The organism is Prauserella sp. PE36, from assembly GCF_003311655.1.
Classification (GTDB): Bacteria; Actinomycetota; Actinomycetes; order Mycobacteriales; family Pseudonocardiaceae; genus Prauserella_A; species Prauserella_A endophytica.
This window is the reverse complement of sequence record NZ_QEQT01000089.1, coordinates 79419-91476: the sequence shown is the minus strand read 5'-3', so window position 1 is coordinate 91476 and position 12058 is coordinate 79419. Positions and strand designations below refer to the sequence as shown.

11 protein-coding genes are annotated in these 12058 nt (G+C 70.4%); 2 read left to right on the top strand and 9 right to left on the bottom strand.

From position 1 onward, the window contains the following. The 8 genes from DI005_RS28065 to DI005_RS28030 all read right to left on the bottom strand — a co-directional run. The coding region (locus DI005_RS28065; protein ID WP_158559910.1) for a HAMP domain-containing protein at nucleotides 1-489 on the bottom strand (489 nt) is incomplete at its 3' end. Nucleotides 490-517: 28 nt separating this feature from the next. Continuing rightward, nucleotides 518-970 carry a response regulator transcription factor gene (locus DI005_RS28060; RefSeq protein WP_228714135.1) on the bottom strand — a complete coding sequence of 151 codons (453 nt, stop codon included), beginning with the start codon at nucleotides 968-970 and terminating at the stop codon, nucleotides 518-520. A 126-nt stretch (nucleotides 971-1096) separates the two neighbouring features. Beyond that, nucleotides 1097-1945, bottom strand: a complete 849-nt coding sequence (locus DI005_RS28055; RefSeq protein ID WP_113644131.1) for an SAM-dependent methyltransferase — start codon at nucleotides 1943-1945, stop codon at nucleotides 1097-1099. A 37-nt stretch (nucleotides 1946-1982) separates the two neighbouring features. After that, the gene (locus tag DI005_RS28050; RefSeq protein WP_113644130.1) at nucleotides 1983-3104 is read right to left on the bottom strand and encodes an HNH endonuclease signature motif containing protein; all 1122 of its coding nucleotides are present in this window, start codon (nucleotides 3102-3104) and stop codon (nucleotides 1983-1985) included. 148 nt (nucleotides 3105-3252) lie between these two features. Continuing rightward, a complete protein-coding gene (locus DI005_RS28045; protein WP_113644129.1) occupies nucleotides 3253-4584 on the bottom strand; it encodes a protein kinase in 1332 nt (443 codons plus the stop codon). Nucleotides 4585-4593: 9 nt separating this feature from the next. Continuing rightward, nucleotides 4594-5352: a ParA family protein gene (locus DI005_RS28040; RefSeq protein ID WP_113644128.1), complete on the bottom strand. Its 759-nt coding sequence runs from the start codon at nucleotides 5350-5352 to the stop codon at nucleotides 4594-4596. After that, the gene (locus tag DI005_RS28035; RefSeq protein WP_158559909.1) at nucleotides 5349-6770 is read right to left on the bottom strand and encodes a CHAD domain-containing protein; all 1422 of its coding nucleotides are present in this window, start codon (nucleotides 6768-6770) and stop codon (nucleotides 5349-5351) included. Before DI005_RS28035 ends, DI005_RS28040 begins: the two co-directional genes overlap by 4 nt. Nucleotides 6771-7145: 375 nt before the next feature. Next, the gene (locus DI005_RS28030) at nucleotides 7146-8165 is read right to left on the bottom strand and encodes a YihY/virulence factor BrkB family protein (RefSeq protein ID WP_112273106.1); all 1020 of its coding nucleotides are present in this window, start codon (nucleotides 8163-8165) and stop codon (nucleotides 7146-7148) included. Between the two features lie 115 nt (nucleotides 8166-8280). Here DI005_RS28030 and DI005_RS28025 point away from each other — a divergent pair, with 115 nt between their 5' ends. Beyond that, a complete protein-coding gene (locus tag DI005_RS28025) occupies nucleotides 8281-10089 on the top strand; it encodes a pentapeptide repeat-containing protein (RefSeq protein WP_113644126.1) in 1809 nt (602 codons plus the stop codon). Between the two features lie 6 nt (nucleotides 10090-10095). Then, a complete protein-coding gene (locus DI005_RS28020) occupies nucleotides 10096-10929 on the top strand; it encodes an aldo/keto reductase (RefSeq protein WP_113644125.1) in 834 nt (277 codons plus the stop codon). Nucleotides 10930-11006: 77 nt separating this feature from the next. On the opposite strand, the gene DI005_RS28015 is transcribed toward DI005_RS28020, so the two are convergent. Next, complete coding sequence (locus DI005_RS28015) at nucleotides 11007-12008, bottom strand: ABC transporter substrate-binding protein (RefSeq protein ID WP_112273112.1); 1002 nt, start codon at nucleotides 12006-12008, stop codon at nucleotides 11007-11009. Between the last annotated feature and the right edge of the window lie 50 nt (nucleotides 12009-12058).

The following is a 12058-nucleotide window of genomic DNA, read 5'->3' as shown; positions in this document are numbered from 1 at the left end:
CACCTCGTCGGCGAACGACGACAGCTGATCCACCATCGTGTTGATCGTGTTCTTCAGCTCCAGCAGCTCACCCTTGACCTGCACGGTGATCTTCTGCGAGAGGTCACCGTTGGCGACGGCGGTGGCGACGCCGGCGATGTCACGCACCTGCGCGGTGAGGTTGCTGGCCATCGCGTTGACGGACTCGGTCAGGTCCTTCCACGTGCCGGAGACGCCCGGGATCGCCGCCTGGCCGCCGAGCTTGCCGTCCGTGCCGACCTCGCGGGCGACGCGCGTGACCTCCGAGGTGAACAGGGAGAGCTGGTCGACCATGCCGTTGAACACGGTCGAGATCTCGTCGAGCAGTACGTCGCCGACCTGCGGCAGCCGGGTGCTGAAGTCGCCGTCGCGCACAGCCTTGAGGCCGTCCAGCAGTTGCTGGAGCCGCTCGTTGTCGTGTGCCACCTTGTCCCTGGCCGGCTGGGCCTGTCCGGGCGATCGCTGAGCCATCTGCGCCTCTTCCTTCACACCAGTGCGGCTATCGGCCTCCCGGCCGCTCTGGCGAGTCGACGTCGAAGACCTGCTGCCCGGCGGCCACCCGCCGAATCGTGTCGAGGAGGTCCTCCAGCAGCCCGGCTTTCAGCAACAGCCCGGCGCCCCCCGCCTCGGCGACGCGGTCCGCGACCTGCCGGTCGGCGACACCGGTGAAAACCAGCACCCGGCTGTCCGGGGACCGGTCACGCAGGGTGGCGATCGCGTCGATCCCGTCGCCGTCCGGCAGCCTGCGATCGAGCAGCACCACGTCGGGACGCTCGCGCTCGGTCGCGGCGACCGCCTGCTTGATGGACGCCACGTGGCCGACGAGCTCGATGTCGTCGACGGACTCGAAGGCCGAGCCCAGCGCCATGGCCACCATGGAGTGGTCCTCGACGAGGAGCAACCGCACGTGTGCGGCTTCCGGGGAGGGCGGTTCGGCGGGTGAGGAAGACACGCGCATCACCTCCCGGCTGCACTCGCGCGCGACCCGTGTTCCCGGAGAGACGCGTAGGTGTCGAAGTCTAAGCCGGGCGGGACGCGGTGGCGAGCCCTCTCCCGACGAGCCCAGTAGGCATCGGACTCAGGCCTTCTTGCCCAGAGCGGCGAACGCGCTGCTCGCGGCCGGGTTGTTCCGGTACTCCTCGGTCGCCGGCGAGGGCCGCTCGTCCGGCCGCCACTCCGGGATCCACACCACACCGGGTTCGACCAGCTCGAAGCCGTCGAAGAAGCGCGTGACCTCCGCCTTGCTGCGGACGAACAGCTGCGAGCTGGACCGCTCGTACTGCTTGCGGACCTCCTCGCGCTTCACCTCGCCCTCCTCCGGCACACCGTCCACCGTCATGTGGGAGGCCAGCAGGTACGAGCCGGAGGGCAGCAGATCGCGATACCGCGCCACGATGCCGTGCGGGTCGTCGTCGGGCCCGAAGAAGTACAGCACCCCGGACATGATCAGTCCGATCGGCTGCGTCGGGTTGAGCACGCCCGTGTCCATAGCGCGCTCCCAGATGTCCTCGACCTTCCGCAGGTCGCCGTGCAGCACCGCATGCCGCGTCGGGTCGCCCTCGCGCTCCAGCAGAACGCGCGAGTGCGCGACCGCGACGGGCTCGTTGTCGACGTAGACACACCGGCTGTCCGCGTTCACCGAGTCGGCGATCTCGTGCACGTTGCCCACCGTCGGCACTCCGGAGCCCAGATCGAGGAACTGGGTGACGCCCTGCTTCGCGATGAACTGCACTCCCCGGCCGAGAAACTCCCGGCCCACTCTCGCCAACGTCCGCACCATCGGGAACGTTTCGACGGCCTTCGCCCCGAACTCACGGTCGATGGCCCAGTTGGTGGTACCCCCGAGATACCAGTCGTAGATCCGCGCGGGATTCGGGCGGTCGAGGTCGACACCCTCTGGCACGCGATCGGGATCGTTCTGCGACATGCGCTCTCCTAGTATGCGTCCGGCGCCCCCTCGACGATCACCCTATCGGGGCATGATCGAACACCGCACGCGGCGCGCTGCGATATCGCCGCCCGCCCGGCGTGGTGACGGTCAGCGTGCCGGTGTCGGTCGCGAGTTCGTAGTGCCAGCCGGGTTTGTCCTTCAAGCGATGATGTCGGCGGCAGTAGTTGACGAGCTGGCCGGTGTCGGTGTGGCCGTGGTGGCCCCAGGGTGTGTGGTGGTCGTTGTCGCCGAGCTGCGCGGGACGGTGACAGCCCGGGAACCGGCATTCCCGATCCCGCACCCGCACGTACCGGTCGGTGACCGCGGGCGGCCGGTAGCGTTGCCGCCCCACGTCGATCGGCCGTCCGTCGAGCGGGTCGATGACGATACGGCGCCAGGTGGAGCCGGGGTCATGGGCGATCTGCCGCGCCAGCCACGCGGGAATCGGCCCGTACCCGGCGAGTTCGGCAGGCTGGTCGTCGGCTCCGGCGAGCGTCCTGGCGTCGAGATACACGAAGATCTCCGCCTTCGCCCCACCCTCGCCGGGCGTACCGAGAACCAGATCGGCAAGCACGTCAGCGCGAAGCTGGTCGAGGGTACGGCTCTCGTCCCCGCCGCGAAGCTGCCGAGCGAGCCGATCCACCCGCCCATAAGCGGCCGAGGCCACCTCGGCGGGCAGATCGGCGACGAGCCTGGACATGCTGTCGCACCCAGGCAACAGCTCGACCTTGCGTTCCCGTCGCCGAGCCTCGGCCCGCGCAGCGGCACCATCAGGGTCGACGCGATGCACCAGACGCCCCACGGCCCGCCGCAACTGCCCGGCGTTCTTGCCCTCGATCCGTTCAGCGACAAGGAGATCGACCTGCCGAGCCTTGTCGTCGGTGAGCCACGCCGCCGGCTCCGCGACGGCAGCGGCCTTCACGGAGTCGATCTCCCCACGTTTCATAGCGGCTAAGGTGAGCGGCAGCCGTCTGGTGATCGTGGTAGCCAGCTCGACCATTCTCCGTGCCTTGTGGACAGTGACGGCCAACGCGAGGGCGAGCTCCTCCGCAACGTCGTCACGACCCTCGGCCATGATGGCGATGGCTTGGTACTGCAAGGCTTCGAGTCTCGCCCGCTGCCGTTCAAGCTGAAGTATTCGTTCGATTTCCCCCATGCGCCCAGACTACCAGCTCGGGTAGAGCACTACCTGGAGCCGATCGGGTGAATCCGGCGGGCCTGCCACGTTCCGCGCAAGACTGTCGCTAGTGGACAGTCAACGTGAGCGGACCGTGGAGCGAAGGACGCCTTCGAAAAAGGAAACCCTAGTCAGGCAAGCAAACCAGCTCAGGCACAGCTCCCTCGCCCGCCTCAACCGCCCCGAGGAAGCCGAAGCTCACCGAATCACCCACGCGCACAACGGAATTCCAATCAGCACTGCGCACAGTCACCGTGGAACCCGCGCGGGACAACGAACCGTTCCACACCTCATCCACCGTGTGCCCCGCAGGAAGCTTCCAGCGAACGACCCAGCCCGTCAGCCGCTCCTCACCGTCGTTGCGCACGATCACCTCACCCTGATATCCACCTGGCCAAGAGTTGGTCACGGCGTACCGTGCGACACAACCAGAATCAGGACGTTCGGACGTCGAGCCGATCACCGGCGGCTGATCACCCTCCGCCGACGGCTCCCCCGGCGAACTGATCAACACCCCGATCAACACCCCGGCAATGAGCAAGGCCGCGGTGCCGATGCCGACCACGACGGTGCGCCTGCGCACTCGGGGCGCCGGCGACAACAGCGTCGGACGACGAGGCGGTGGCAGCTCAACGGGCCGGCCCTCCGACACCGCGGTGAGGGCCTCCCGCGCCCGCACCATTGTCGGCCGCTCACCGGCCTCCCCGGCCAGCAACCGCAGTAGCACATCGGTCAACGGCCCCGCCCGCCGGGGCGCCACGAGCTCACCACTCGCGACCCGCCGTAGCAACGCGATCGGGTTCTCGTCGTCACCGAACGGCGGCGCCCCTTCCACCGCCGCATAGAGGGTGGCCCCCAGGGAGAACACGTCCGAGGCGGGCGAAGCCTCACCGCCGGCGGCCACCTCGGGCGAAAGGTACGCAGGCGTGCCCGCGATGAGCCCGGCACCGGTCACCGTCGCCTCGCCCACCGCGCGCGAGATGCCGAAGTCGGCGATCTTGGCGGTGCCGTCGTCGGCCAGCAAGACATTGCCGGGCTTGACGTCCCGGTGCACGATGCCCTCCGCGTGCGCGGCGGCCAGCGCGGAGGCCACCTGCTCACCGATTCGCGCGACCTCGCCGGCCGGGAGCGGACCGCGCTCGGCGAGCACCGTCGCGAGGCTCTTCGACGGCAGGAACTCCATGATCAGGCACGGTTTTCCCGCATGCTCGACGACGTCGTGGACCATGATCGCGTGGGGATGCCGCAGCCTCGCCGCGACCCGGCCCTCGCGCGTGGCGCGGCGCATGGCCTGCTCAGCGGCCTGAGCGCTGTCGCCGGTGTCGAGCAGCAACTCCTTGACGGCAACCTCGCGGTCGAGGCGTTCGTCGCGGGCGTGCCAGACCACTCCCATGCCGCCACGGCCGATCCGCGACAGCAGCCGGTACCGCCCGGCGAGCAACTCGCCCTCATCGGTCACCGCACCAGTTTAGGCTGGCAGCAGCTCCGCGATCTCGCTCCACAGCGACTCGAACGCACGGGCGGCCGGGCTGTTCGGCGCGTAGGCGGGCAACGGCGCACGCCGCACCGCCATCTGCTCGATCACCGACAGCGCGGGGATCGCCGTCGGGCTGACGCCCTCCCGCCGTCGAGGCAGGTCCGCGATGATCTCGCGGTGCAGCGCCTTGCGCCGGTCGGCCATCGAGAAGAACGCGCGCAGGCGGGGCCGGTCGCGGTCGAGCGCGTCGACGAACTCCGCGAGCTGGTCGAACGTGCGCAGGGCCAGGACCGTCGGGATGATCGGCACCAGCACGAGATCGGCCGCGCGCAAAACGTTCTCCGACACAAGCGACAAGCTCGGCGGCGTGTCGAGGAACACGACGTCGTAGTCGTCCGGCAGGTCACGCAGCAGGCGCGCCAGCGCACGGGCGGCCTTGCCGGCCTTGTGGTGCGATCGCGCGAGGTCGAGGTCCATGTTGCGGTAGGTGAAGTCGGCGGGCAGCAGGTCGAGACCGTGGAAGTCGGTGCCCTTCAGCGCGGCCTCGACCGGCCGCGCGCCGCCTACGAGCTTCGCGCTGCCACCCTTGACCTTCGGCTTGACGCGGAACAGGTACGTCGCCGCGCCCTGCGGGTCGAGGTCCCAGATGAGCGTGCGCCTGCCTCGTGCCGACGCGAGGTAGGCGAGGTTGACGGCCGCGGTCGTCTTGCCCACCCCGCCTTTCACGTTGTACGAGGCGACGACCTTCACGGCAGCAGCGCCTTGATGCGCTCGTGGGTGGCGGGGCCGAGGAAGCGTTCCAGCGCCTCCGTCAGGTCGTGCCGCGCGCGCAGTTGCATGTCGACGAAGCCCGCCGACAGCTCCCCCATCGCGAGCAGTGTCGCCGCGGGCGGGCGGCGGTTTCCTGCCTGCAGGCGCTCGGCGAAGCCCCGCAGCGATTCGCTCTGCACCTCGCCGTCCTGGAACGCCCCAAGGATGTCCTGCACCTTCTTGAGGTCCTTGATCACCGCGCGGTGGGCGGCCTCGTCGCACACCGGCTTGACCACCTCGAGGAGGTATCGCAGCTCCTTGCAGCGCTTGCGCAGGTCGTGCACCGACTCGGAGGGCGATTCCGGCGTGATCGACCTCGCGCGCCGGACGACCTTCTTCACCATGCGCCGAACTCGTTGCCCCGCAAGGGCTTCCGCCGAGAGCTCAGCTTCGGAGCGCTCCCGGTCGATGATCTCCGCGAGCGCCGCCTGCCAGCCCTCGATCAGCCGGGTGAACCGCTGTGAGCGCAGGGCCCGTGCGAGCGTTCGCCGCGCCTTCTCCCGTTCCGCTCGCAGGAGTTCGCCGAACGGCGCGAGGTCGTCCGGCTCTCCCGCGACGAGCATGGCCGTCAGCGCGTCGAACTCCAGCAGGTAGACGTCGAGATCGCGCGTGGGCGTGGTGATGTCGCCGAGCCACTTGAAGTCGGGCTCGTAGCGGGCGACGAGGCGGGGCGGCAGCACGTCACCCGCGAGCTTGAGCAGTGACCGCGTCCTGCGCACGGCGACGCGCAGGTCGTGCAGGAACTCGGTGTCGATGTCGTCGAGCACGCCGTTGACGTTCACCGCGATCACCCCGGCGAAGCCGTGCAACGCGGTGGCGATCGCGACGTCAGCGGGCATCTCGCGCGTGATCGCGGGTGCGGCCGCCTCCTCGGGCACGATGCCCGCGGCGGTCAGCAGGCCGTCGTAGAGGTCACCGTCGACGTCCGCGAACCCTTCGGCGGCGCGCAACGCCTTCCGCGCGCGCTTGGCGTCGCGGCCGTAGCCGAGCACGGGCCACAGGGAGACTCGCACGAGCGGCGGTGTGGCGACGGGGTCGATGCCGGTCACCTCGGCCCAGTCGAGCCGCACAACGGTCTTGCCCTCGTCGTCGAGCACCGCGACCTCGCGAGTGACGGCGCGGCTGCGCAGAACGGGTCCGACCGCGCGCACCCACATGGCCGAGGCCATGCCGTCGCGTGCCTCGCCTTCGGGCAGTTGCTCGACGCGAGCAGGCCACTGCGGCAGTTCGGTCAGGCGCGTCGTTCCAGAGACGCCGTCGCTCTCGATCGTCAACGTGCCGGGGCCTGACGCCCGTTCGTGACTCGCCACGAGGCCCTTGCCGCGCAGCCGCCAGTCCACGGTGTCAAGGTAGGTCACCGTACGCACGCGCCGGGGACCCACTGACAGTTCGTACCTGCTCGCGGTCACGGGTTCGAGCGCCGCGAGGACGGCCTCGGCCTCACCGCGGGTCGGCTCTCCTCGCCAGTGCAACGACGGCGGGTGCGAATCTTTTGGCACAGCAGCAAATCCCGGGCTCGAGCGGACAGAATTCGGCCGATTATAGTTCACCTGCTGAAAACCCTGGTGTCGTCTGTCGTTCAGCATCACGTGTCCGGCCGGCGACGACGAAGGGAGCAAGGGAGCTTTACTACCGTTTTCCGGGAGTAAAGCTCCCTTGCTCCCTGCTCGTCCCCAAGCGATCCGGCGGTCAGCGCACGAATCGCGAGCCCGAACGCACGACTCGCGGGGGCATCAGGCTCCGTGCGGCCTCGGTCCGGTTGGCTGCGCCACCCGGCCCCGCCCCCTGGCCTCGCGGGCCTGGGTGTCGGCGCTGACGGCGTCCCGCTCACCGGCCGGCAGCGGGTCGCCGGTGGTGGTGTCGACGGCGGTCTGCCGCTCGGCCTCGGCGTTGATCTCCGCGCCGAGCAGCACGAGGTAACTGGTGAGATAGAGCCACAGCATCAGCACCACCACACCGGCCAGCGCGCCGTAGGTCTTGTTGTAGTTGCCGAAGAAGCTGATGTAGAGGCTGAAGCCGACGCTCGCGACGATCCACAGCACGGTCGCCAGCCCCGCGCCGGTGCTCACCCAGCGCCAGCGCGGCGCCGCCCGGTCCGGCGCGATGCGGTACAGCACGGCCAGCGAGACCGTGAACAGCCCGATGAGCAGGAGCCAGCGCACCACCTCACCACCGATGCGGCCGGCCAGGCCGAGGTCCAGCGCGCTGAACACGGCGGGCACCACGGCCACCAGCGCGAGCGTCAGCAGCGCGAAGGCGATCACGCCGAGCGTGAGCACGAGCGCGATCGCGCGCAGTTTGACGAAGCCGCGTGTCTCCTCCTCGCCGTAGGCCACGTTGACGGCGGTCATCAGGTTGCTCACGCCGCTCGACGCACTCCACAGCGCCGCGAGCAGCGCGATCACGAGCCCGATGGTGAGGGCTCCTCCGCCCGCGTTCGCCGCCGCGGTGAGCTGCTCACCGATCAACTGCCCCGCCGAGCCCGGCAGCGCGTCGGTGATCCGCCGCGTCTGGTCCGCGATCTGCTGCGGGTCCGCCACGAGGCCGTAAAGGGTGAGCGCGGCGATCAGTGCGGGGAACAACGCGAGGAACCCGAAGAAGGCCACCCCCGCCGCGAGGACCGAGAGGTTGTCCTCTTTGCCCTCCTTCATGCCCCTGCGCAGTACCTGCCACCAGCCGCGCGCCGGGATCTCGCCGGGGCGGTGCGCCCGCTGGCCGTACTCGCCGCCCGCTTTGGTCCGCTTCGCACTCATGCCCCGGGGGTTTCCCCACCTTCCGCCGTTCATTCACGGTTACCCAGCGCGCTTGCGGCCCGTCGCACCGTGAGGTCCCCTTGAGGGAGGGAGTCACGAGCGGAGGGGGTGGCGCATGCCGTTCGAGCCGGGTACCGCGCCCGGTCCCCCGACGCGGTCGGAGGTGGCCGCCGCCGAGGTCCGCTGCCGCGTGCGCTCCGTCGGCGACGGCACGCCCGTCGTGGAGATCCGCGACGCCCACGTCACCGGCGCGCTCGACCTGCGGGCGTGCCGGCTCGCCCACCTGCTGCGGTTCACGCGCTGCCGGTTCGATGAGCCGCCGGACCTGCGCGACGCGGAGCTGCCCGGCCTTGCCTTCGAGCACTGTTCGCTGCCCGGGCTGCGTGCCCGCAACGCGCGCGTGCGCGGCGACATCCGCCTGCTCGGCTGCGAGGTCGCCGCGGATGGCCTCGACGACGCGGCGGTGGACCTCACCGACGCCTGGGTGGGCGGTTCGCTGGTGCTGACCGGCAGCCGCCTCCAGCACCCGGACGCCCAAGCCTTGCGTGCCGACCGGCTCACGGTCACCGGCTCGGTCTCGGCACAGCGGCTGGACGTCATCGGAGAGGTAGGCCTCTGCGGGCTGCGCACCGGCGGCGACCTCGACGCCTCCGCCGCCCGCATCGGCGGCACGCTCTCGCTGACCGGCGCGCACGTGGGCGGTGACCTGCTCCTGCGCCACACCCGCCTGGGCAAGGGCAGGCCCGACGAGCCCATCGTCGAGGCGTGCAGGCTCCACGTCGGCGGCGACGTCGACGCGCCGCGGCTCGCCGTGCTCGGGCAGGCGCGCGCCACGGGCGCGTGCGTGGCGGGCGAGGCCAGGCTGCCCGGCGCGATCCTCGTCGCCCCCGGTCACGACGTGCTGTCTGCCGCGCGCGGCAGGGTGTCCGGAGACCTCCAGCTCACCGGCGCGCGGATCGCGGGCACGGCGCGGCTGCCGGGATTCACGACGGGCGGCGACCTTGACCTCAGCGGCACGCTGCTCACCGATCCGCGGCACGCCCACTGGTCGGTGGACCTGCGCTCGGCCCGGGTCGGCGGCGATCTGCTCCTCACGGCCCTCGAGGACCGGCCCTTCAGCGCGGACGGCGGCGTGACCATCGACGGCGCGGCCGTAACGAGGCGGGCCGATCTCACGGGCGCGGTGCTCGACGTCGGCACCGCGCCGTGGGTCGCCTTCGACGCGTGCGGCAGCACGGGCTCCGAGTTCGTCCTGTGGCCGGCCGAGATCCGCACCGGCACGGTCAACCTGCGCCGCGCGCGTTGCCGGCTGCTCAGCGCCGCGCCGACGCTGTGGCAGGCCACGGCGGGCATCGGCCTGGTCGACTTCCGGTACGACATGATCAGCGTGCCGGACACGCTGCGCGGCGACGAGGGCGCAGGCCTGCTGCGCCGCGCGATGGCGTTCCACCAGTCCGGCCCCTATGACCAGCTCGCGGCGGCACTGCGCACGAGCGGTGAGGAGAGCAGGGCGCGCACGGTGCTCGCCCGCAAACACCAGTACCGCTACGCCGCACTGGCGGACGACCTGTTGCTGTTCGGCTTCGTGGTCCGGCTGTGGAGCTGGCTGCAGCGCGGGCTCGCCGGCTACGGCTACCGGCCTGGCCGTGCCGTCGCCGCACTGGTGTCGCTCCTCGCGGCGACCGCGATCGTCGTCGCCGGGGCCGCGAGGGAGCCGGGTGGTCCCGGGCTCGGCGACTGGCCCGGCCTGCTCCTCGCCAGCGCGGCGGTGCTGCTGTCCGCAGCGGTGGCCACGGGGATCGTGCACCGGCTCGCCGACCGGCGCCGGGCGCAGGCGGCGCAACGCGCGTCACCCAGACCCGTGCTGACCCCGCGGGCAGGCTCCGGGACACTCGAAGGCGAGCGTGTGATCGAAAGGAGCTGACGAGCGATGACCGACGTCCCCGCAGTGACCCTCAACAACGGTGTCCGGATGCCACAGGTCGGCTTCGGCGTCTTCCAGGTGCCCGTCGACGAGACGGCGGCGGCCGTGACCTCCGCTCTGGAGGCCGGGTACCGCAGCATCGACACCGCGGCTGCCTACCGCAACGAGGCGGGCGTCGGGAAGGCGGTGGCCGAGTCGGGTGTCTCCCGCGAGGAGCTGTTCATCACCACGAAGCTGTGGAACAGCGACCAGGGGTACGAGGAGACGCTGCGCGCGTTCGACAACAGCCTGCGCGAGCTCGGCACGGACTACGTCGACCTGTACCTGATCCACTGGCCGGTACCGGAGTTCGACCGCTACGTCGACACGTGGCGCGCGTTCGAGAAGATCCACGCCGAGGGCAGGGCCAAGGCCATCGGCGTGTCGAACTTCCAGCCGCACCACCTCGAGCGGCTCGCCCGCGAGTCCGACGTGGTGCCCTCGGTGAACCAGATCGAGCTGCACCCGTACCTGCGGCAGCGTGAGGCGAGCGCCTACGACGCCGAGCACGGGATCGTCACCGAGGCGTGGAGCCCGCTCGCCAAGGGCGGCGACCTGCTCACCGACCCGGTGGTGACGGCGCTGGCCGAGAAGCACGGCCGCACGCCCGCGCAGGTCGTGCTGCGCTGGCACCTCCAGCTCGGCAACGTGATCATCCCGAAATCGGTGACGCCGTCACGCATGCGCGAGAACCTCGACCTGTTCGGCTTCTCGCTCGACGACGGCGACGTCGCCGCGCTGGACAGGCTCGACCGCGGCGAGCGGACCGGCCCCGACCCGGACACCTTCAACGCGCGGTAGCCGGCTGCAGTGAAGGCCACCATCACTGCGTTGAACGCAGGCAGGGTGGCCTTCACTGCAGAAGGGGTAGGTGGGGATCAGGCCCTGGCCGGGTCGACCCCGTACTGCTTCGCGATGTCGTCGAGCATGGCGTGGGCGCCCTGCAGGCTCACCGACGTGTACCACGTGTCGTCGTTGACGTCGGCGATCTTGCCCTTCAGCGTGCCCCACAGCGGGTTCGACTGGAACTGCGCCTTCGGGTCGGCCGCCTCCTGCGTCGCGTCGGCGTAGGAGGAGACGTAGACGTTGTCGGCGTCGAGCTGACCGATGTTCTCCTGGCTGAGGTCGGTCGCGATCTGCCCCTCCGCGTCCGGCTGGCCCTTCGGCCGCGCGAGGCCGACGTCCGACATCACGATGCCGGGGAAGGACTCGCTGCCGTAGAGGCGCACCGTGGGCTCGCCCTCGATGAAGCGCACGAGCGAGTACGTCGGCGTGCGGCCGAGCTTGGCCTTGATGGCGTCGCCGATCTGCTTCGCGCGGTCCTCGTAGGCGCCGATCTTCTGCTCGGCGAGCGCCTCCTTGCCGAGTGCCTTCGCCAGCAGGCGGATGTTGTCCTTCCACGTGGCGCCCGTGGTCTCGCTGAAGATCGTCGTCGCCACATTGGACAGTTCGTTGTAGATCTCCTCGTGCCGGATCTTGGCCGAGACGATGAGGTCCGGCGCGATGTCGTAGAGCTGCTCGACATCGGGGCTCGACAGCTCACCGATCATCTTCGCGTCCTTGCCGTACTGAGCGTCGTCCCCGAGGTAGTCCGGCAGTGCGTCGTAGGACGGGTACTTGGTGTACGCGACGACCTTCGTCTCCAGTGCAAGTGCGGCATCGACGTAGCTGGAGTCGAGCGCCGCGACGGTCTGCGGCCGGCCCTCGATCGTCGCCTCGCCCATGGCGTGCTTGACGGTGCGCGGGAAGCCGCCCTGCTCGGCGGACTGCGCGCCCTGCTCGGAAGGCTCCTCGTTGCTGGGTGAGCACGCCGTCAGCGCGAGGCAGGCGGCTGCGCCGGCGACGAAGGCGGCGCGCCACGGTCGGGACAGGCGAATCATCGGACACCTTTCACGTTCGGTTAGGCTCTCCTAACGGCCACTGGACCATA